This window comes from Bacillus sp. MUM 13, assembly GCF_001866725.1.
Taxonomy (GTDB): Bacteria; Bacillota; Bacilli; order Bacillales; family DSM-1321; genus Peribacillus.
In genome coordinates, this window is sequence record NZ_MLYQ01000092.1 from 1 (window position 1) to 22,393 (window position 22,393).

The window sequence follows — 22,393 nt, forward strand, 5'->3', positions numbered from 1 at the left end:
TGGGTAGCTACGTGCGGACGGGATAAGTGCTGAAAGCATCTAAGCATGAAGCCCCCCTCAAGATGAGATTTCCCATAGCGCAAGCTAGTAAGATCCCTGAAAGATGATCAGGTTGATAGGTCTGAGGTGGAAGCGTGGTGACACGTGCAGCTGACAGATACTAATCGATCGAGGACTTAACCAAAATGAAAAGCGGAGAAAGCCCGCATAAACCGATAGGATGATGGAGCTTCTGGCGGAAGAGACGGACGTCTCGGACAGAAGAAGCGAAGCAGCCGTACGGTTTGGCTTTCGCAGCTAGACAAAATGACGCCTGATATGTACTTCTTCTATTATCTAGTTTTGAAGGAACAACGTTCCTCATAGTTTGGTGGCGATAGCGAAGAGGTCACACCCGTTCCCATTCCGAACACGGCAGTTAAGCTCTTCAGCGCCGATGGTAGTTGGGGGTTCTCCCCCTGTGAGAGTAGGACGCCGCCAAGCAATTGGGAGGCCAGCAGAGATGCTGGTCTTTTTTGTGTGCAGAAACGGAGACTTTATAATAACTAAAAAGAATATAAAGAGGAGAAAGGTCAAGTAAGCCCAAACCTGAATGGGGAGAACCAAGGAGGTCGAGGAAGCGAAGGAGTGAGCACCGGAGTGTACGGTGTACACGAGGAGCGGAAGGACTGAAGTTGACGAAGAGATCCGCCGGTTATCGCCGTTCAGGAGTTCGAACACGGCAGTAAAGCTCGTGCGCCGATGGTATTGGACTGCAAGGAGCTTCTGCTAAAACCGCCACGTCCTGTGGGAACGCAGAAGTCAGCACGTCCTGTGCAAGTCCTGTGAGAGTAGGACGCCGCCAAGCAATCGAAAGGCCAGCAGAGATGCTGGTCTTTTTGTGTACAGAAACGGAGACTTTATAATAACTAAAAAGAATATAAAGAGGAAAAGAGTCAAGTAAGCGAAGGAGAGAGCACCGGAGTGTACACGAGGAGCGGAAGAACTGAAGCTGACGAAGAGATCCGCCGGTTAGCGCCGTTCAGGAGTTCGAACACGGCATTAAAGCTCGTGCGCCGATGTATTGGACTGCAAGGAGCTTCTGCTAAAACCGCCACGTCCTGTGAGAGTAGGACGCCGCCAAGCAGACAAGAGGCCAGCAACAATGCTGGTCTTTTTTGTATGGGAAACTACGTTTTACAGTAGTCCCAATAAGAAACTAATTCCAGCCGCCAACTCCAAAATTTTTACAGCTAAAGTGACTAAAGCAAAGGAGCGGAAGCCAGAGCGGATAGTATGCACGCGGAACTGAACAAAAATGAAGACTCAAGAAGGGATCTGCCGGATAGCCTCGTTAAAAGGTTTTTAATACAGCTATAGCCTGAAGGGGATAGGTGCTATTTTGGGACTACTTGTTAAAACCGTTGCAATGTGCGGCTGCAGAGAAGTAAGGACGCCCTTTCATAGCAGAAAGTAAAAATAAAAGTGCTTACTAATGTTGGTATTAGTTATAATATGCACAAAGCAATTTTTGGGGGAATATTCAGCAGACAGTGTACGAATATAATAGTGGACCGTATAGAATGCAGTGCCGCCATATGAGGACATTACACATTGTGAATTTTTTATATTTGGCTCTGTCAATCTTTTTATGCGGATTTCCTCATGCAGACAGGAAAATACAATTAAATTTGACTGCTTCCAAATATAAATAAAACAAAAGCATTCATTTAAATTACATTGAAGACCAGAGTTAAACATAATAAGACTGCCTGCATAAGCAGGCAGTCAAAGCCATTGATATTTAATTTTATCGAGTACCTGCTTGTCCAGCTAATTGTGATTGAGCTGTTGCTACTAGACGTTTTGTGATTTCTCCGCCAACTGATCCGTTAGCGCGTGAAACTGTATCTGCACCTAATTGTACACCAAATTCAGAAGCGATTTCATACTTCATTTGCTCAAGAGCTTGTTCTGCACCTGAAACTAACAATTGGTTTCTGTTGCTGCTGCGATTTGCCATGTGTTTTCACCTCCTTACATGTTAATCTTCCTATAATGGATGGTTTAATACCTTTGTAAATATTGGATGATTATCCATTCCTGGTGATCATATTAAAAATGTATCATTTAAAATTTTGATTCGAGTTTTCCGAGGCTTATCATTTTATTAATTTAACGTATTGCAGTAATATTGGTAAGTATGAGTTTTAAAGGAGGCATCTACATGAAACAACTTTCACAAAAAAGGACGGTCTTGCTTCTATCCTTTCTTGTTATAATGTGGGGAATTAATTGGCCGCTGTCTAAGATGGCTTTAAGCTATAGTCCGCCGCTATTATTTGCTGGCATACGAACAATTTTAGGCGGAATCATACTGCTTGCAGTTGCACTGCCCCGATACAGGCTGCTTAACTTCAAGAAAAACTGGAAGGCTTATCTTATTTCAGCCGTTCTTAATATTATCGTTTTTTACGGATTTCAAACGGTAGGATTAGGATATATGCCGGCAGGGCTTTTCTCTGCAATTGTATTTATTGAACCTGTGCTGCTTGGAATATTTTCATGGATATGGCTTGGGGAATCCATGTATCCCCTAAAAATTGCTGGCCTGGTGTTAGGCTTTGCAGGTGTCGCTGTTATTAGCTCTGGAGGGTTTACTGGAAGCATATCTGCAGCTGGTATATTATTTGCGCTTATTTCTGCACTTGGATGGGGTCTTGGAACAGTTTATGTAAAGAGAACAAGTGACAGGGTGGACTCAATATGGATGGTAACACTGCAGCTCCTAATAGGAGGTTTATTTTTATTGGCTGCGGGTTCAAGTACAGAAAACTGGGGAAACATTAACTGGAATGTACCGTTTGTCTCAAATCTGCTGTTTATCTCAGTATTTGTAATAGCATTTGGCTGGCTTGCATTTTTCACATTAGTCGGTTCTGGGGAAGCAAGCAAAGTAGGTTCTTATACTTTCCTTATTCCGCTCATTGCCATTTTTTGCAGTTCTTTTCTGCTGCATGAAACTATAACGTTAAACCTTCTGGCGGGACTTTGTTTAATCATCATCAGCATATGCTTTGTAAACATCAAATTCAAAAGCAGAGCCATAAATAAAATTAATTAACGCCAAACAAAATTTTTATTTACAAAATTAGAACGTCACGGTATGATATCAACAGTTTCATATTTCTAAATCGCTGAGTCAATTCGAACGGGGAAACCATTTTTGTGGCATATTCTTGCCACTGGGGTGAATCCTATTTATAGGTAGGGCTACTCTTTGGTCCAAATCCGACAGCTAACTCCGTAGGCGTATAGGAGAAGAAGGTGAAGCTGGTGTGACTATGCATTTTTATGTCCACAGGGCTGCTTGTTTATGCCTTGCGGATTTTTTTTTGCCCCTTTTTAGCCGCATATCACTTCTTCTCTAGAATTATAGTCTCCCGGCGATTTAAGTTATGTATACAGGGTACTATAATAACAAAACATGATTATGGTGGTGTACTATGTTAACAGCGGTTAAACGATTTTTAATCGGCCGGCCTTTGAAGTCTAATGAATTAGGCGATCAAAAGCTTAATAAGCTGAAAGCCTTGGCGATTCTTTCGTCTGATGCATTGTCTTCTGTGGCTTATGGTCCCGAACAGATTTTGCTTGTTTTAATAACAATAAGCGCAGTAGCTTTTTGGTACTCCCTTCCAATTGCTGTGGGTGTGCTATTTTTATTAACAGCACTTATTCTTTCTTACAGGCAAATTATTTACGCTTATCCGCATGGCGGCGGGGCTTATGTAGTATCAAAAGAAAATTTAGGCCGAAATCCTGGATTAATAGCAGGAGGATCGCTGCTTGTTGACTACATACTGACAGTAGCAGTTAGCGTGTCTGCAGGAACGGATGCCATTACATCGGCGTTTCCGGGTCTGCATCCATATACGGTGCCTATTGCGGTAGTGCTAGTGATTTTTATAACGATACTGAATCTCCGCGGGATTACAGAATCAGCCTCAATCCTTGCTTACCCGGTATATTTATTTGTGCTTGCACTATTCATAATGCTAGGGGTTGGGCTATTCCATATCACTTCCGGAGATGTACCGTCTAATCTTCATCCGCATTTTGGGACGCCTGTTGCAGGCATTTCGCTGTTTCTGCTGTTGAGGGCCTTTGCTTCCGGATGCTCTGCATTGACAGGTGTCGAGGCAATCTCGAATGCAATACCCAACTTTAAAGACCCTGCTCCGAAGAATGCAGCCAAAACATTAATGGCAATGGGATCATTATTAGCTGTGCTGTTTACCGGAATTGTTTTTTTGGCCTATTATTATGGAATTACGCCTAAAACAGAGGAAACAGTCGTTTCACAAATTGCTGAAGCTACATTTGGAAGGAATATTTTTTATTATTTCATCCAGGGAACAACAGCCTTAATTCTAATCCTGGCTGCCAACACAGGCTATTCAGCTTTTCCTCTGCTTGCCTTTAATTTGGCTAAAGATAAATTCATCCCCAGAATGTTTACGATGAGAGGGGACCGGCTAGGATATTCAAATGGAATCATTACATTGGGAGCTACATCAATCCTTTTGATTATTATTTTTAATGGGCAGACCGAACAGCTTATTCCTTTATATGCAGTGGGCGTGTTCATACCATTTACATTGTCGCAGACAGGCATGCTGGTTAAGTGGGTCAGAGAAAAGCCAAAAGGCTGGATGGGAAAATTAATAACAAACCTAATTGGCGCACTGATCAGCTTTACTGTTATGATGATTTTCTTTATTACGAAGTTTGGCCAGGTATGGGCTGTGCTGATTTTCCTGCCTCTTATCGTTTTAATGTTTCAAAGCATTAAGAAGCATTATGATGCAGTAGGCGAGCAGTTAAGCTTAAAATCCTGCGAGCCCATCCTTCCTATAGAAGGAAATATCATCATTGTGCCGGTAGCCGGCATGACACATGTTGTTGAAAACTCCATCAATTATGCAAAATCTCTTACAGCCGATCAGGTGATTGCTGTGTATGTTGCTTTTGAACGTGAAGATGAAAAATCTTTCGAAGAGAAGTGGAAAAAGTGGCAGCCGGATGTCAGGCTTGTTACTCTGCATTCTTATTATCGGAGTGTTATTCAGCCTTTAACGAAATTCATTGATACTGTAGAACATAAGGCCAGTGAATCAAATTACAGGGTCACGGTACTGATTCCTCAGTTCATACCGAAGAAAAGCTGGCATAATATCCTTCATAACCAGTCGAGCCTATTGATTCGTGCTTACTTGCTTTATAAGCGTAATGTAGTAGTGACCACAGTGCCATTTCATTTAAAAAAATAATAAATTGTAAAACAGCTTTGCAGATTATAAGCAAAGCTGTTTTTGTTTTAATGTTGTTCATTAGGCAAAGTTATATTTTTCATTACTTGTCCTGCAAAAAATATTAAGGACTAATATATAAAATGGGTAAACTGCTTATCCTCGAATGATGAAAAGGACATGGGCTGTATTTGGGCCGTGTCCACCATAAGTTATTGGAAATAAAGAAACGAATACATAAATAAAAAGGATGAAATAAAATATCCATAAGATGGAAATACATGAAAAAAGCCAATTGATTTTCTTTTGTAAGATTTTTTTATACTTTCAGTTTTTTGGCAACATACAGTATAATGGAAAAGAACAATTATAATTAGAAATAATATATACATAGTTAACAGTATGAAAGATCCAAAAACAAATATATCCTTAGACTGAACGAAGTGAATAAATGGCAGCTGACTTTAGGAAGTATTCTCTGTTGTATGAGATACTTTAAAATTCTGCAATAATAGGGAGGCATAAGATCATGCTTGATGGGTGGTTTTTGTGGTTTATTCTTTTTTGGGTAGTGGTCCTGGTATCCATGATGGGTATAGGCGGCTTTTTCATGTTTCGAAAGTTCCTTAAAAGAATGCCGAAAACTGATGGGAAATCGGACATGGACTGGGAGGAGTATTATGTCGGCATGACTAAAAAGCTTTGGCCACAGCAGCAAAAAGAGCTGCTGGAGGACTTGGTAAGTCCAGTGCCTGAGCTATTCAGGGATGTTGCGAGACAGAAAATAGCAGGAAAGATCGGTGAATTGGCGATAAAAGAAAAGGCTTCTGTGATCACTGAGGATATTGTCATCCGGGGATATATCATGGCTACTCCAAAAAGAGATCATAAATTTTTACGTAAAAAGCTGTTGGAGCGTAAGGTGAATCTCCATACATATGAAAACCTTTTTAATTAAGAAAAAGCAGACTTAAAAAAGTGTGCTTTTTTTTATGGATTTCAGGCTAAAGACAGGGGTTTCCATTAGTTGGTGTATCCGGAACGTATGTGCCCAAGCTGTTTTTTTGTTATAATACAATCAAATCATTATAGGGACGGAGTGAAATGTCTTGAAATTCATACATACGGCAGATTGGCATTTGGGGAAAATCGTTCATGGGGTGCACATGACAGAAGACCAGCGTCAGGCGCTGCTTCATTTCATAAATATTGTAGAGGAAGAAAAACCTGATGCGATTATTATAGCAGGGGATTTGTATGATAGGTCGGTACCTCCGACAGAAGCAGTTAATTTGCTGGATGAAATGCTATTTACGCTCAATGTGGAAATGAAAACACCTATTGTCGCGATTTCGGGAAATCACGATAGCGCTGAAAGACTGTCATTTGGTTCATCCTGGTACAGACACAGCGGCCTTTATTTACAAGGAAAGCTTGATGATAAGTTTCTGCCCGTGAATGTAGGAGGGGTTAATTTCTATTGTATCCCATATACTGAGCCAGGTGTAGTGAGACAGCTCCTTGATGACGAGCGTATACACTCCCACCAGGATGCGATGAAGGCGATGATCCATAAAATAGAGAAAACGCTGAATCCCAACGAGCCAAACGTACTTGTAGGGCATGCTTTTGTTTTGGGCGGGAAAACCAGCGATTCAGAAAGAGTATTATCTGTTGGCGGGTCAGGCTGTGTGAGCAGCGATTTGTTTGATGCATTTGATTATACGGCTTTAGGTCATTTACATAGTCCTGATGCCATTTCTGATCCGAAAATTTTCTATTCTGGTTCTCTTATGAAATACTCTTTTTCAGAAGCCAGGCAGAGGAAATCAATTTCTATTATCAATATGGATGCTGACGGGTCTTTTGAATTGTCATACCGGCCAGTGCAGGCAAAAAAGGATATGAGAGAACTAGAAGGGCATATGGAGGAACTGCTTGATCCTGGATTCTATCAGTCTCAAAAGCTGGATGATTATCTTAAAATCACCCTGCTTGATGAAGGTGCCATTCTGGATCCAATTTCAAGACTAAGGAAGGTTTATCCGAATGTGCTTCACTTGGAGAGGAAATGGGATTTGATTGACAGCAGAAGAAAGCAATCCTTTTCTTCCGTTAAAGATGATAGAAAGTCTGAACTGGAACTTTTTGAAACATTTTACAAGGAAATGACAGATAGGGAATTCGATAGGTTCAAGAGGGATGCTATGACATCTGTCATTGAGGATGTAAAAAAAGAGGAGGCGCTAAAATGAGACCCCTTCGTTTAGTCATGCAGGCATTCGGACCATACGCCGGAAAAGAAACTATTAATTTTGAAGAACTTGAGAGCCGGACAATGTTTGTGATTTCAGGTAAAACAGGAGCAGGCAAAACCACAATTTTTGATGGGATCAGCTTTGCCATATATGGAAAGGCAAGCGGGGAAGACCGGAATGGAATGGAGCTCCGGAGTCAATTTGCCCAAAGTGATCTGCTGACAGAGGTTGCCTTGACCTTCGATTTGCGGGGGAAAACCTACTATATAGTACGTTCACCCCAGCAGGAAAGAAAAAAGAAATCGGGCGAAGGCACTACAATTGTAAATGCAAAAGCTGAACTGTATGAAATAGAAGAAAGCAGCAAAAAGCTGCTGGGCTCCAATGTCAGGGAAGTGGAAGAAAAGATCAAACAATTGATGGGCCTTGATGCAAATCAATTCAGACAGATATTGATGATCCCGCAAGGAGAATTCCGAAAACTATTAACTTCAGAAAGCAAAGATAAGGAGCAAATCCTCCAAAAGCTTTTTCACACAGAAATGTATAAAAATATTGAAGAAAAGCTGAAGGAAGAAGCTGCATTATTAAAGAAACAAAGCGACAGATCCCGTCAGGAAAGAGTTCATCTGATCAGGAACATCCAGCCAGGTGATAACGAAGAATTAAGAATGCATATCGCTGCAGAAGATCCCAATGAAAACATTATTTTGCCGCTGCTGACTGAAGAAATATATAAAAATGAAAAAAGCTTACAAAGACTGGAAGCTGATAATAATCAAAGGCAACTTATAAGGGATGAAATAAAAGCGGAAATAGTCCGGGCTGAGGGGCTTATCGCCACATTTCAAGAACTAGAAAGAATGAATGCTGAAAAAAAATCTTTGGAATTACAAAAATCAGAATTCGACAAAAAAAAGTCAGCCATTGCCATGGCACAGCGTGCAATTGCCTTAGAAAAGCAGGAGCAATTTTACCTTAGAATAGGCAAACAGCTGAATGAAGTCCGGCAAGAATTAGATAAACAAAAGAAAGATGCTGATACCCTTAAAAAGAAAAAGGTATTTTTGGAAGAAAACTATGAAATCGAGAAAAATAAAAACAGCGAAAGAGAAGAGGTTTTAAGAGAATTACACCGTTTACAGCAGCTGAAGGGGTCAGTGGAGGCATTTAGCCAATACAGCCAGGCTGCTGTTATGGCAGAAAAGTCCTGGAAAGACACAGAAGAAAAAAAATCTGACATAGAAAAACGTTTGAAAAACTGTGAAGAAACGGAAGAAAAGCTGCTGGAAGAAAAAAGTCATTGTGAACATGCTGTGGTAAATTATGCTGAAAAAGAAAGAGAAACAGAAAAGAACCAGGAGCTTTTGGATAAAATCACTTATTTTATGGAGCTTTTTCAAACGAGAGAAATAGCTGAAAAAGAACGGATTAACAAAGAAAAAGCATTAAACCTGGCTGCAATCGATCTATTGCAGGAAAGAAGCCGTATGGAGGAGCTAAATCACAATTGGATGGGAAGCCAGGCAAGTTTATTGGCCCAGTCACTTGTTCCTGGTGAAGCCTGCCCTGTATGCGGAGCAGCTGATCATCCAAATCCGGCAGCAAGCAGCTTATCCATGCCTTCAGAGGCACAGCTGAAAAAACAGCAGGGAATTTTAAAGCTCGCAGAAGAAAAGAAAAGCAAAGCCGAAGCAGAATATTATAAAGCAGATATAAAATATTCCTCATTAGTGGAGGAATGTGCCCAAAAAACAGAGCAATTGAAAAAGCTGATTTCAGATTTTCAGTCAGATAAAATCAGCGAGTATGTTCATCATGCCCAAAATAACAAAATAATTCTTCTAAAAGAGACAGATGCTCTTCGGCTGAAAAAGGATAAATTACCAGAAATTGAAAAGCGATTGGCTCAGCTGAAAGAAGAAAAAAAGAAGTTTATATTAAATGCAGAACAGCTAAAAATAAAAGAAGAACAAGCAAGGATGCACTATTTTGAAGCTGGAACAAAGCTTTCTTCTCTAAAAGATGGCATACCTGAAGAAATAAGAACACCCAAAAAGTATCTTCAGGCATGTGAAGATTTGGAACGTAAGCAAAGAGAGCTTCAGGAGGCTCTGGACCGCTCACTGACATTACTGCAGAAGGCTATACAGGAAGAAGCTGTTTTTACTGCTAATATACAGTCCCTTTCAGGGAATGAAGCGAATTTGGCTGAAGAACTGTCCGATGAAAGGAAACGCTTTAAGGAGGAGCTGCTGCAGCAGGGGTTTGATTCATATAGCGCATATACGGCTTCAAAAAAATCAGAAGCTGAGATTGCTGCTATAGAGAACGAAATAATTGCCTATGAACAAAAGTATCATACGGTAATTGGTCTTTACCACCAGCTTGAGTTAACATTAAAAGGAATAAGCATGCCCGATTTAAATGGGATGAATAAGAGGCTTGAAACAGCTGATGCCCAAATTGCTGAGTTTAGGGAGCTGTTTTCGAAACTTGCGGGTGGTATTCAGGATAATAAGAAAATAAACACTGATTTAGAAAGAATTAAGCTCGAGCAAAAAGAAATTGATGAAAAATTTGCCGTTATCGGACATTTGCATGAAATCTCCAAAGGCCAGAATCCTTTTAGAATTACTTTTGAGCGATACGTGTTGGCTGCTTTCCTTGATGATATATTAAAAGAAGCCAATCTGCGCTTGATTAAAATGACTAGCGGACGTTATCAGCTTCTCCGCAAAATTGATCCAACAAGGAAAAATATTCAGAGCGGTCTGGAATTGTCGATTTATGATCAATATACTGGCCAGGAACGGCACGTGAAAACACTTTCTGGAGGTGAAAGCTTTAAAGCAGCCCTGGCACTGGCCCTTGGCTTAGCAGATGTGGTGCAATCACATTCGGGCGGAATTTCACTTGAAACAATGTTTATTGACGAAGGTTTTGGAACGCTGGATCCAGAATCTCTGGATCAGGCAATAGAAGCATTGATGGATATTCAAAGCAGCGGCCGCCTTGTCGGGATAATTTCGCATGTTCCTGAACTAAAAGAACGGATAGATGCACAGCTTGAAGTCATTTCAACACAAAAGGGCAGCCGTACTGAGTTTAACTTCACCGGCTGAAATTAAAGGCAGGAGGAAAGGTAATGGTTCAATCAATCGGCATGGATGCAGGCGGTTCACTGCTAAAACTGGCATATATGGAAAATGGATTGCTTCATGTTAAAGCTTATGATTACAGTGATATTGCAAAGCTGCTTCAATGGCTCACAATGGTTGGCCAGGGAGCAAAAATCTGTTTAACAGGAGGCAAAGCTGCCTTTGTGCAGAGCAAGCTTCCGGTTGAAGCCAGCTATGCAGATGAATTTGAAATGACGCTATCAGGAGCTGCGTATCTGCTTTCCAGTGAGGAAAAAAATATGGCAGCAAGGATCCTGGTTTCCATTGGTACGGGCACATCCATTTACTTATTACATGGAAGAGGTTCAAAAAGGATTTCAGGCAGCGGAGTCGGCGGAGGAACACTGACCGGTTTATCTTCCCTGCTGCTGGGTACGGATAATTTTGAGGAGCTTGTTTCATATGCGGCAAAAGGTGACAGATCCCAGGCGGATTTGCAGGTCAGTGATATTTATGGAAAGGAGAACCCGCCTATTCCCGGTCATTTTACTGCAAGTAATTTTGGAAAAGCTGCACAAATGGGCAATCCCGCAAAAGAAGATATCGCTGCATCATTAATGGGGATGGTAGCAGAAACAGCGGTTTTATTAGCAGCAGGGGCTGCACATGCAAATAGCATAAAAGATATCTGTTTTATTGGAGGTACTCTGGTTAACAATTTACCGCTTAAACATGCATTGAAAGAGGCAAGTAATGCTTTTGGCTGTGAGGCGCATTTTCCGGATAGGGGAGAATACAGCGGTGCAGTTGGCGCACTCCTTACGCTATAGTACTGTTTGAAAACAAAAATGAAGCGAATGAATCCTATTTCATTCGCTTTTAATATAAAGAATATTGTTCTTGATTTTTTCTTCAAGATGCTTGTTAATTGTAATGGTCAATATGCGGTTTTCGAACTCTGCAGTGATTTTTTTATTATCTATAGAATAAGGAAAACCAATGCTTCTTTCTAAGAAATTCCCGGTTTGTTCCTTTATGTCCGTAACGCCCTTATTTACACGGACGATAATTGTATCTCCCTTGAAAATCACATTAATTGATTCCATATAAGGAACTTCCAGCAATCCTTCAACGATATACTCCTCACTTGATTCGTACAAATCAATCCGGAAGGTCGTCATGTCCAGATAGCTGGTAACAGGGTCTAAAAAGTACCGCGACATCCACTCATCAAATTTATCATTTTCAAGTTCCTCATCGAATTGCTGATTCTCCATATACTTACCCCCGTTTGGCCTTTGTATAGTATATGTAGTGTAATGAAAAGGAGTGTAGAGGGAGCCTAACCATCAGTAGTTCATTTCTGTAATATCCATTCGAATTTTAAACGTTAATTACCACTTTACCTTGAGCATGCCCCTCCTGGAAATATTTGAAAGCTTCAGTTATTTCACTTAACTTAAACTGTTTATCAATTTTGGGTTTTATTTTTCCGCTCTCAAGTAATTCTTTTACGTAATTCAGGTCTTTTTGGCTAGCTCTCTGTAATACAGTACTTATTTTCTTACTTCCAGTCATCGAAATAAAAGGCCCTATAACTAAGGCACGAAACAATTGGGATCCGGAACCTCCTGCATGAACGAAAGTTCCATTTGCTTTTAATGCACGTTTATAAGTTGAAATAGAATTAGACCCGTTCACGCCGAGAATCAGATCATAATACTCCTCATTTTTAGAGAAATCTTCATTTTTATAATCAATGATATGGTCTGCCCCTAAAGAATGCAATATCTCTAAATTTCTTGTACTGCATACGCCTGTTACTTCAGTTCCAAAGTATTTCGCAATTTGTACTGCAAAAGTACCGACACCGCCAGATGCCCCATAAATTAATACCTTCTGCCCCGATTTAATTTTCCCCTTATCTCGTAATGCCTGAAGGGCAGTTACTCCTGCCATAGGTGCCGCAGCTGCTTCATCGAATGTGATATTGGCTGGTTTTAAGGCTAAAGCATCTTCGGGGACTGCTGCATATTCAGCAAAACCGCCCCAGCCACAGCTTGAGAGGTCTCCAAATACTTCATCACCTACTTGAAATAGGGTTACATTTTTGCCGACAGCTTCAACTTTGCCGGCTATGTCACCTCCAGGTATGGAGTATTTTGGTTTGGTTAGCCCGAAAGCAAAGCGGGCTAAGAATGGTTTGCCTTTCAAAAGAACCAGGTAGCCGAAGTTTAAAGATGAGGAATGAACTTTTACCAATACTTGATTCTCAGCAGGTAACGGTTTTTTTATCTCTGCTAATTCAAGTACATCAGGTGTACCATATTTATTGCACACTATTGCTCTCAAAATTCCCCTCCAATTTCTTAACAATATTGACTTGGTTAATGTACATTGTTGAATACTGGATTTTTTTTCATGATTAGCCAGACTTCGAGGAGAGCAGCGGTATAGTCGAGGCCGCACTGAGGAGGTCAGCGAATGAATCTGAAGTCTGTCTGTCTGTTATGTAAATAATATTTATATGGAATAGCGAATGTAAACATTCGCTAAAATGAAGGTCCAAAATGAAAAGTGAATTAAAAGGCTGGAAAAACTAAAAAATTTATTGGTCTAATTTTTGAAAAAAATATCATGTATCACATATGAAAATGCCTAGCCTCTGACGGGAAGTGCTTTTTAAGCGGAAATAAAGATGTATATAGCAAAAAAAAATCGCAGGCTGATTTAGCCCGCGATTTTGCATTTGTACTTCGGAAAGTAATCCGTCATTCAGATGACTTTCTTTTTATTTCATAGAACTGCCCATTGTCAGGGCATTTGTTTTTTTACATATCATGTCCGCTGTTATGTTTTTGGCGGGAATGCTTTCTGTTTTTAACTTTATGTGAACCGCTTAAGGGAGCCGGCTGTCCTGAATTTTCTCCTTTTGGTGCATTTCTTCGGATATCTTTTCCATCGTTTTTATTCATTGTTTACCCCTCCTGATATTAAGATTGGCTTTTGGCTTTATTTTATGCAATAGCATCCTTGTCTTTTTTTATATTAAGAAGAGCTTTACATACATATTTACTGAATGTCGGCACACTATAGTATTGAAAACGAAAAAAGGAGTGCTGCATATGCTAAATCATCAGGATAAGCGGAGAACTTTTCAAGAAGCGCAGCAAAGCGTTAAGCAAGTCCAGGATGCCTATGACGATATTATCACTGATAGTCCAGGGTATGGACATCAGCTTCAGCATCTGAAACAGGAAGCAAACGAAGCTTTTCAGCAGATACAAACGGCTCTTGGCAGTGCCTCAGAGCATCAGCAATTACAGCTTGAACAATTTCAAAAGGATATCAGCAGCATATTAAGTGAATTGAATGCTGAAGGATAATAAAAATAAAAAGCAGGCTGCTTTCAATATGAGCAGCTTGCTTTTTTATTTTTGTATGAATAAATTGAATTTAAAATCATGATATATTAATTTTATTCATATTTAATCATCTCGAAAAAGCAGTATCAGAACGTCCTGCAAGCGCCTGATGATGACCGATACTGCTTTTTTTTGTTACTGATTTTTTTTACGCTTCTTATTATTTTGTTTTTGCTCTTCTGTTAGGGGCTCATTTTGAAACTCTTTATTGAATCCAGCTCCAATTCCTTGGGCTTTTGCATCATTCATCCCCGGGATTACGTGATTAGCTTTTCGATTTGACAAAAGAATTACCTCCATTATCCCATTTATACTTAGTAAAACCCCCTGATATGGAAGTTCCATTTTATAGGGTGCGATGATAAAAGTTAATTATGCATGTGATGAATTTGTTTTTTTAGAATAATATGTGACGTGAATAAAAAAGGGGGGGAGATATGGAAGTTTCCTTCAAGGGCCAGCTTTAATTTACATCAAGCATGATAAAGGGAAAATACCATAAGGAATACTTATCAAAAACAATAACTTTCTTGATATTTACTTATATCTATTTCTATATTAAAATTTAATTGTGAGAAAAGTGAGGATGGGAGAATATTCAAACTTTTCGCCAAATAATTATTCATTTTTGTAAACTTGGCTGTTTTATATAGGCCATGTTTACTCTTATGCTCAGATTTATGATGTGACATTCCTAACAGGGGGTAAGAAACATGACGAAAAATGATATTTTTCAAGCGCGTTCATCATTTGAACTGAATGGAAAACGCTACAATTTTTACAATTTGAATGCTTTAGAAAAAGCAGGTGCAGGAAAAGTTTCAAGGCTGCCATATTCCATTAAGGTATTGCTTGAAGCAGTGCTTCGCCAGGTTGATGGCCGGGTCATTACCAAGGAGCACGTAGAAAATCTTGCTAAATGGGGAACAAGCGAACAAAAAGATATTGACGTGCCATTCAAGCCTTCACGTGTGATCCTGCAGGATTTTACGGGTGTCCCGGCTGTAGTGGACCTTGCGTCTCTTAGAAATGCGATGGCTGCATTGGGTGAAAATCCGGATAAGATTAATCCTGAAATTCCAGTTGATCTGGTAATTGACCACTCTGTACAAGTTGATAAAGCTGGAACTCTTGATTCCTTGGAAGTCAACATGGATCTTGAATTCGAGCGTAATACCGAACGTTACCAGTTTTTAAGCTGGGCACAAAAATCCTTTAATAACTATCGTGCAGTACCGCCTGCAACTGGGATTGTCCATCAGGTGAACTTGGAATACCTGGCTAATGTAGTTCATTCAGTTGAAACTCCAAATGGAGACCATGAAGTCTTCCCTGATACTGTTTTTGGTACAGATTCACACACTACCATGATTAATGGTATTGGTGTATTAGGATGGGGTGTCGGCGGAATCGAAGCAGAGGCAGGCATGCTCGGACAGCCATCATATTTCCCTGTGCCTCAGGTTGTCGGTGTTAAGCTGACTGGTAAGCTTCCAAACGGCACAACGGCTACTGACCTTGCATTAAAGGTAACTCAAGTTCTCCGTAAACATGGAGTTGTCGGCAAATTCGTGGAATTCTTTGGACCTGGAGTTTCATATCTTCCATTGGCTGACCGTGCAACCATTGCCAATATGGCACCAGAATATGGAGCTACATGCGGATTTTTCCCTGTTGACAGTGAAGCAATCGCTTACCTTCGCCTGACAGGCCGTGATGAAGAATTGATTCAAATCGTTGAAACATACAGCAAGGAAAATGGATTATTCTATTCTCCTGATAAAGAAGATCCAATCTACACAGATGTTGTGGAAATTGATCTGGCTGGCATTGAGCCAAACCTTTCCGGGCCAAAACGCCCGCAGGATTTGATTCCTCTTTCCCAAATGCAGCAATCCTTCAAAGAGGCTATTAATGCCCCTATGGGAAATCAAGGTTTCGGTCTTGAGTCATCTGAACTTGATAAAGAGGTAACAGTGAAATTTGCTGATGGCCATGAATCGAAAATGAAAACGGGTGCGATTGCCATTGCAGCCATTACAAGCTGCACTAACACTTCCAATCCGTACGTAATGCTTGGCGCCGGCTTGCTTGCGAAAAACGCCGTAGAAAAGGGCCTGACTGTGCCGGACTATGTCAAAACTTCCCTTGCACCTGGCTCTAAGGTAGTTACAGGGTATCTTCGTGATGCTGGCCTCCAGCCTTATCTGGATAAATTGGGCTTCAATATTGTAGGGTACGGATGTACAACTTGCATCGGGAACTCTGGACCATTGGCTGAGGAAATCGAAGCGGCAGTTTCAGAAGCAGATTTGCTTGTAACGTCTGTTTTATCAGGAAACCGTAACTTTGAGGGAAGGATTCATCCTTTAGTAAAAGCTAACTACCTAGCTGCACCTCCATTAGTCGTTGCATACGCTCTTGCTGGTACGGTCAATGTTGATCTTCAAAAAGATTCTCTTGGCAAGGACAAAGACGGAAACGATGTTTACTTTAATGACATTTGGCCGTCTCAAGATGAAATTAATGAGGTTGTGAAAAGGACAGTAACTCCAGAGCTGTTCCGCAAAGAATATGAAACAGTATTCAATGATAACAAACGCTGGAATGATATCCATACAAGCAATGAAGCATTATATTCTTTCGATACTACATCAACTTACATTCAGAATCCGCCGTTCTTTGAAGGGTTATCTCCGGAGCCGGGAACAGTCAACCCGCTTTCTGGACTGCGTGTAGTCGGCAAATTTGGTGATTCGGTAACGACTGACCACATTTCTCCGGCAGGTGCCATCGGAAAAGATACACCAGCAGGAAAATATCTGCGGGCTAATGGTGTTGAACCGCGTGATTTCAACTCTTACGGTTCACGCCGCGGAAATCATGAAGTCATGATGCGCGGAACCTTTGCAAACATCAGGATACGCAACCAAATCGCTCCAGGCACAGAAGGCGGATTTACGACATATCATCCGACAGGTGATGTAATGGCGATCTATGATGCATGCATGAAATATAAAGCAGACGGCACAAGCCTTGCTGTTCTGGCCGGCAAAGATTACGGTATGGGAAGCTCCCGTGACTGGGCTGCAAAAGGAACGAACCTTCTTGGAATCAAAACAGTCATTGCCGAAAGCTTCGAGCGCATCCATCGTTCAAATTTAGTATTGATGGGAGTTCTTCCTCTTCAATTCAAAGAAGGAGAAAATGCCGAAGTCCTTGGATTAACAGGAAAAGAAGCAATTGACGTAGCTATCGATGAAAATGTTAAACCGCGCGATATGGTTAAAGTAACTGCAACTGACGAAGATGGCAATAAAAAGGAATTTGAAGTGCTTGTCCGTTTTGACAGCGAAGTTGAAATTGATTACTACCGCCACGGCGGAATCCTTCAAATGGTGCTGCGCGACAAGTTGAAAGCGTAAGTGAATTTCAGGTCAATCAGAAACGGCAAACCTTTTATTGGTTTGCCGTTTTTTCTCACCAATTATTCTGTAACTAAATGAGGACTTTTGATATTATCAAAATATAGAATAAAGATTGGAATTTTTACCTTGTTTTATAAAGTGTAACAGGGGGTTTATATGATTAAAAAAATGATTGCAGCTTCTGTGCTTATCCTTCTCATTACCGTTGCGATTGTACAGGCTATGGATAATGGAAAAGAAAAGGGGAAGGAAGGCAGACAGACATCTGCAGGCGTTAAAGTTGGTGAAAAGGCTCCAGACTTTGATCTTTATACACTGGAAGGCAAGAAAGTAAAGCTTTCAGAATTTAAAGGCAAAAAGCTGCTGATCAATTTTTGGGCCACCTGGTGTGAGCCTTGTAAAGAAGAGATGCCCCACTTGGAGGAATTTTATAAAAACACCGCCTCGAACGCAGTAATTCTTGCTGTAAATATTGATCCTGAAAATGACGTAGAAGGCTATGCGCGTAAAATGGGCCTCACCTTTCCTATCCTTTTGGATAATCAGGAAAAAAGCAAAGCAGTAAATGAACGATATGGGGTAGCTGCTGTTCCGAGCAGTTTTTTAGTCGATTCTAAAGGTGTAATTCGGCAAAAATTTATTGGCGCCATTAATTTTGATGTCATGAAAAAAAGCATGGAAAAGGTAAAATAAGTATTTGGGCATAGCCTGGTTCCTTGACTGAAACCTGGCATGCCTTTTTTTAGGTATTATGATGTCATAATTTTATGTGAATTTGGCGATACTGATTATAAATCAAATGAAAAAGGTGAAATTATGAAAAGAAGAAAAAGATCGTTTGAAGATTTAGTGCTTGAAAACAAAATGGAGTTATTAAAGGATTTGAAACAGATGGAAAAAATTGAAGAACGGCTGGAAAACAGGCATATGTTAAAGGCGGAGTAACCCTCAAAATATGTCAGTAATGTTTCCTCTTTTTAAGTAAAAGATAAGAAAAAGGAGGAGATAAATATGGGCAATCCAAAAAAAGATTCTAAACATTTTACACCAAGCCATATTGGTACCAAATCACGGTCATTTGGCAATAATAAAGGAAAGCAAATGGGAGATAAATCCGGCGAGCATCCTCAGGTTATTCAGACAAAGGGTGAATGACTAGATTTAATTAGTTATTTGTAATTTTATTATGTTAACTTAAAAATTTTACAAAACACTGTGGAGGTAATGATGCAATGACATACAACAAGCCAAATCCCGACGATCGTTCAGATAATGTAGAAAAATTGCAGGATGCTGTACAAAATACAATTGAAAACATCGATAGGGCGGAAGAGTCTCTAGAATTTGCTACAGGCGATGAAAAGCAGCAAATTATGGATAAAAATGAAAGAAGAAGAGACAGCATCCAGGGAATGCGGAATGAAATAAAAGATGAAGACGCTGCACGAAAAAACGGTTATCAATAATAAATGAATCAATCATCATTTTTGGAAAAAAGGGAGAAAAAGCATTTGCTTTCTTCCTTTTTTGCATTTCATCCACTTAGAGCACAAAAATAAGTAAGATGGTGAAAATATGATAAAATTACATATAGAATGCAGGAATGAAAGATGTGATAAAGCTGAAAACAAGAGAACAGATAAAAGAAATGGCAGCAGAAAAAGCAGCGCGGTTTTCAAATGAATTAGAAAGCCTCGGTTACATTAAAAATCAAGAGGAGTTAATAAAGTTAATCCAGCTTTATGATGAGCCAGGCAGTGATGCTGATAAGCTAAAGTCGGAGTTATTTGGTATGCTTGCACAGTCCCAAAAAGAAAGGTATGGTGAAGATTCGCTTTTTAAGGCATGGCTGAAGAAGGCAAGTGAATTGGATCCGGCCAACCAAAGAGTGAATGGGCTGCTGGCAGAATCAAATTTGGAGAAATTCAGAAACCTGGCAGATCCCCTTGTTTTCCCTATAATTCGTGAAACAGATAACCGTACGGCTAAAAAGAAGATAGCGGATGAATATATAAAAAAATGCGAAAAATACCTTAGAAAACTGGAAACTGCTGTACGTGATTTAGAAATTGGAATCGGACGTGCACGAAAACTTGGGAATGAGCCGCTGGTTTTTAAATATCAGAATTTGGCCAATATGGCCAATGAGATTTTCTTAGAGCTTTCTGGGCTCCACGCAGCATCAAAAGAATATGGTGAATCAATTTCCGGGGTATTTTACACGTCGACTCATTTCCTTGATATGCAGGAACATATCATCCGCCTTGGAAGCATGAGATCTGATTGGAATGAAGCCTTCAGTGAGAAATTAGATGTACAATCAGAACAGGGTGCTGGCCCGCTGGATGAACTGCAAAATATGATAGGGCTATCCTCGGTAAAAAGAAGAGTGAATGATTACTATCATTTTCTGCAATATCAGCAAAGAAGAAAAGAAATGGGTTTTAGGTCAAAAGACGGACAAAGCATGAATATGGTTTTGACTGGGAATCCGGGCACCGGTAAAACGACGCTGGCCCGTCTTTTTGCACGGATTTATAATAGCCTTGGTGTATTGCCTCAGGAGAAAGTATATGAAGTTGATCGGTCTCAGCTAATAGGAGCGTATGTCGGGCAAACGGAAGAAAACGTAAAGGCGGCCGTTGAGAGGTCAATAGGCGGAGTCCTGTTTATAGACGAAGCCTATAGTCTGAAGCGGGATGGCCAGTCAGGCAATGATTATGGCCAAACTGCGATAGATACACTGGTTTCTTTAATTACAAGCGAAAAATATTCCGGGAAATTTGCGGTTATACTTGCTGGCTACCCGGATGAAATGAGGCAATTCCTGAATGCAAACCCTGGCCTGCGCAGCAGATTCCCTCAAGCGAACCATATTCATCTTGCAGATTTCTCTACAGAAGAATTGCTGCTGATCGCTGAAAAAACAGCGGAGGAAAATGATTATTTTTTAACCGGCGAAGCGAGGATTGAACTGGGAAAAAGAATTGAAAAAGAAAAAGTGGATGAAACATTCGGAAATGCCCGGGCCGTTAAGGACATCATTACTGAGGCCATTTTTAAAAAGGGCTCAAAACAAGGACTGGATGAAGATATTTTTCAGTATACGCTGCTCAGCAAAGAGGATTTTGAAGTACAGGAAGATGATGCTTCGATTGCATCGTTGTCACAGTTAAATCAGCTGATAGGGCTTTCGGAAATAAAAGAGGAAGTTCAGACACTCGCTTCTTTTGCTGAAGTTCAGACTATACGCAGAAAAAAATCCCTTCCTGCTGTTCCAATACAGCTGCATGCTGTCTTTACCGGAAACCCCGGCACAGGGAAAACCACTGTTGCCAAAATATATTCCCGGCTCTTAAAAGAAAGGGGAATGCTAAAGCGCGGCCACTTAATTGTCACAAGCAGGGCAGATTTTGTTGCAGGATATGTAGGGCAAACTGCAATCAAAACAAAGAAAAAAATAAGAGAAGCCCTAGGCGGAGTCCTGTTTATCGACGAGGCATATTCTCTCTTAAGCCACACTGAAGGCGACTTTGGCAAAGAGGTGATTGATACGCTCGTAGATGAGATGACCAAACATAATGAAAATCTTGTTGTCATCCTGGCTGGCTATCCGGAAGAAATGAAAAGCCTGCTGCTGAGCAATCCGGGCCTTCGTTCCAGATTTAAAAAGTTCTTTAATTTTAGCGATTATACAGCGGAAGAGATGATTTCAATCATGGAAAGCTATGCAGGAAATTATCACTATGAGCTTACGGATGATGCAAAATCATTTCTCTTAGAAAACCTTAGCAGAAAGCAGGTATTGGGGAACGGGCGCTTTGCTGCTAATTTAATCGATGAAACCATCCAGCTGCAGTCTTCCCGTCTATTTAGAGAGCCGGAGTTAATGAAAGAACAAAACAATTTATCGCTGCTGAAACAAGAAGACATTAAAGCAGCATTCGAAAAAGTAGAGAGCGGGGATTAAATTGCTGATTTCAAAAAAAAACATAGAAGTGAGATATGCGGAAACGGATCAAATGGGAGTGGTGTATCATACAAACTATATTGTTTGGATGGAACTGGGCAGAACAGAACTGGTAAAGGACCTTGGATTTAATTACGCAGATATGGAGAAAGATGGAATTTTATCTCCAGTAATTGATGTGAATGTTTCCTACAAGCGCCCCGTCCGGTACGGAGAGACTGCACTTGTTAAAACATGGATAGAGCATTATGATGGCATACGGATTATTTATGGATACGAAATTTATACAGAGTCAAATGATCTTGCTGTTTCTGCCACTTCCTCGCATGTTTGTGTAAAAAAAGACAGCTTCAGGCCAATCTCCATTAAAAGAGTGTTCCCGGATTGGCATGAAGCATACGAAGCGAATAAAAAAGCAGATGAAAAATAATGGGTGCGTATATTCATATACCGGAAAATATTTCATTAAATGGTATATCAGCAGAAGAAGAGGGAATAGCCCTTCTGATGTAAATGATTACTGTTTATAAAAAAGGAGGAAATATTATTGGCTTTTGGGATAAAAAGAAAAGATCTTTTGGAATGGAAAAATAAAATCCAAAAAGGGGAAATTGCATTTCTGACTCATTATTGGCTGGATGACCGTTTTCCTGGTTGTACAACGGTCACAAAAGTGGGCTGCGGCGATTTAAAGAAGCTCGAAGCCTGGGGAAAAAAATATGGATTAAAGAAAGAGTGGATCCACCATCGGAAAGATGGCTACTCTCACTTCGATTTATTAGGTACCTCACAAAGAGATATACTGGAAAAGGAAGGTATATCGGATAGATTAATAGAGAAAAGTGCCCGCGATTCTCACCTTTCATAAAAAAACACCGGAGCCATAAGAAATGCCCCCT

20 protein-coding genes, 2 rRNA genes and 1 riboswitch are annotated in these 22,393 nt (G+C 40.3%); of the genes, 17 read left to right on the top strand and 5 right to left on the bottom strand.

The window, feature by feature from the left end; genetic code table 11:
- Both BIV59_RS18500 and rrf read left to right on the top strand, forming a co-directional pair.
- Positions 1–184 (top strand): 23S ribosomal RNA (locus BIV59_RS18500); the annotation flags it as partial.
- Between the two features lie 182 nt (positions 185–366).
- Positions 367–483, top strand: a 5S ribosomal RNA gene (gene rrf, locus BIV59_RS18505).
- 1,306 nt (positions 484–1,789) lie between these two features.
- On the opposite strand, the gene BIV59_RS18510 is transcribed toward rrf, so the two are convergent.
- Positions 1,790–2,002, bottom strand: a complete 213-nt coding sequence (locus BIV59_RS18510) for an alpha/beta-type small acid-soluble spore protein (RefSeq protein ID WP_071352938.1) — start codon at positions 2,000–2,002, stop codon at positions 1,790–1,792.
- Positions 2,003–2,206: 204 nt separating this feature from the next.
- Between BIV59_RS18510 and BIV59_RS18515 the strand changes: the two genes are divergently transcribed.
- From BIV59_RS18515 to coaW, 6 genes are all read left to right on the top strand, one after another.
- Positions 2,207–3,103, top strand: coding sequence for a DMT family transporter (locus BIV59_RS18515; protein WP_071352939.1), 897 nt, complete (start codon positions 2,207–2,209; stop codon positions 3,101–3,103).
- Between the two features lie 61 nt (positions 3,104–3,164).
- Positions 3,165–3,307, top strand: a riboswitch (cyclic di-AMP (ydaO/yuaA leader).
- A 178-nt stretch (positions 3,308–3,485) separates the two neighbouring features.
- Positions 3,486–5,312, top strand: coding sequence for an APC family permease (locus BIV59_RS18520; protein WP_071352940.1), 1,827 nt, complete (start codon positions 3,486–3,488; stop codon positions 5,310–5,312).
- Between the two features lie 508 nt (positions 5,313–5,820).
- Entirely contained in the window at positions 5,821–6,249 is a 429-nt protein-coding gene (locus BIV59_RS18525) for a DUF2621 family protein (protein ID WP_071352941.1), read from the top strand.
- 151 nt (positions 6,250–6,400) lie between these two features.
- Complete coding sequence (locus BIV59_RS18530; protein ID WP_071352942.1) at positions 6,401–7,546, top strand: exonuclease SbcCD subunit D; 1,146 nt, start codon at positions 6,401–6,403, stop codon at positions 7,544–7,546.
- Positions 7,543–10,674, top strand: coding sequence for an AAA family ATPase (locus BIV59_RS18535; RefSeq protein ID WP_071352943.1), 3,132 nt, complete (start codon positions 7,543–7,545; stop codon positions 10,672–10,674). Before BIV59_RS18530 ends, BIV59_RS18535 begins: the two co-directional genes overlap by 4 nt.
- A 23-nt stretch (positions 10,675–10,697) precedes the next feature.
- Entirely contained in the window at positions 10,698–11,501 is an 804-nt protein-coding gene (gene coaW / locus BIV59_RS18540; RefSeq protein ID WP_071352944.1) for a type II pantothenate kinase, read from the top strand.
- 39 nt (positions 11,502–11,540) lie between these two features.
- Here the strand turns inward: coaW and BIV59_RS18545 are convergent, their stop codons facing one another.
- The 3 genes from BIV59_RS18545 to BIV59_RS18555 form a co-directional block, all read right to left on the bottom strand.
- Positions 11,541–11,948, bottom strand: coding sequence for an Hsp20/alpha crystallin family protein (locus BIV59_RS18545; RefSeq protein ID WP_071352945.1), 408 nt, complete (start codon positions 11,946–11,948; stop codon positions 11,541–11,543).
- Positions 11,949–12,054: 106 nt separating this feature from the next.
- Positions 12,055–13,023: an NAD(P)-dependent alcohol dehydrogenase gene (locus tag BIV59_RS18550; protein ID WP_071352946.1), complete on the bottom strand. Its 969-nt coding sequence runs from the start codon at positions 13,021–13,023 to the stop codon at positions 12,055–12,057.
- A 479-nt stretch (positions 13,024–13,502) separates the two neighbouring features.
- Entirely contained in the window at positions 13,503–13,646 is a 144-nt protein-coding gene (locus BIV59_RS18555) for a small acid-soluble spore protein P (protein WP_071352947.1), read from the bottom strand.
- A 150-nt stretch (positions 13,647–13,796) separates the two neighbouring features.
- Between BIV59_RS18555 and BIV59_RS18560 the strand changes: the two genes are divergently transcribed.
- Positions 13,797–14,057, top strand: a complete 261-nt coding sequence (locus BIV59_RS18560; RefSeq protein WP_071352948.1) for a hypothetical protein — start codon at positions 13,797–13,799, stop codon at positions 14,055–14,057.
- Between the two features lie 174 nt (positions 14,058–14,231).
- On the opposite strand, the gene sspO is transcribed toward BIV59_RS18560, so the two are convergent.
- A complete protein-coding gene (gene sspO / locus BIV59_RS18565) occupies positions 14,232–14,381 on the bottom strand; it encodes a small acid-soluble spore protein O (RefSeq protein ID WP_071352957.1) in 150 nt (49 codons plus the stop codon).
- 428 nt (positions 14,382–14,809) lie between these two features.
- Between sspO and acnA the strand changes: the two genes are divergently transcribed.
- The 8 genes from acnA to BIV59_RS18605 all read left to right on the top strand — a co-directional run bounded on the left by acnA (position 14,810) and on the right by BIV59_RS18605 (position 22,362).
- The gene (gene acnA, locus BIV59_RS18570; protein WP_071352949.1) at positions 14,810–17,521 is read left to right on the top strand and encodes an aconitate hydratase AcnA; all 2,712 of its coding nucleotides are present in this window, start codon (positions 14,810–14,812) and stop codon (positions 17,519–17,521) included.
- A 159-nt stretch (positions 17,522–17,680) separates the two neighbouring features.
- The gene (locus BIV59_RS18575) at positions 17,681–18,217 is read left to right on the top strand and encodes a peroxiredoxin family protein (protein WP_071352950.1); all 537 of its coding nucleotides are present in this window, start codon (positions 17,681–17,683) and stop codon (positions 18,215–18,217) included.
- Positions 18,218–18,340: 123 nt separating this feature from the next.
- Positions 18,341–18,469 (top strand): FbpB family small basic protein, encoded by a 129-nt coding sequence (locus tag BIV59_RS22990; protein WP_083392255.1) that lies wholly within the window; start codon positions 18,341–18,343, stop codon positions 18,467–18,469.
- A 66-nt stretch (positions 18,470–18,535) separates the two neighbouring features.
- Positions 18,536–18,679, top strand: a complete 144-nt coding sequence (locus tag BIV59_RS18585) for an acid-soluble spore protein N (RefSeq protein ID WP_071352952.1) — start codon at positions 18,536–18,538, stop codon at positions 18,677–18,679.
- Between the two features lie 77 nt (positions 18,680–18,756).
- Positions 18,757–18,990: a small acid-soluble spore protein Tlp gene (tlp, locus tag BIV59_RS18590; RefSeq protein WP_071352953.1), complete on the top strand. Its 234-nt coding sequence runs from the start codon at positions 18,757–18,759 to the stop codon at positions 18,988–18,990.
- Positions 18,991–19,136: 146 nt separating this feature from the next.
- Entirely contained in the window at positions 19,137–21,494 is a 2,358-nt protein-coding gene (locus BIV59_RS18595) for an AAA family ATPase (protein WP_240501947.1), read from the top strand.
- Between the two features lies 1 nt (position 21,495).
- Positions 21,496–21,924: an acyl-CoA thioesterase gene (locus BIV59_RS18600; RefSeq protein WP_071352955.1), complete on the top strand. Its 429-nt coding sequence runs from the start codon at positions 21,496–21,498 to the stop codon at positions 21,922–21,924.
- A 117-nt stretch (positions 21,925–22,041) separates the two neighbouring features.
- Entirely contained in the window at positions 22,042–22,362 is a 321-nt protein-coding gene (locus BIV59_RS18605) for a hypothetical protein (RefSeq protein WP_071352956.1), read from the top strand.
- The last annotated feature ends 31 nt before the right edge of the window (positions 22,363–22,393 follow it).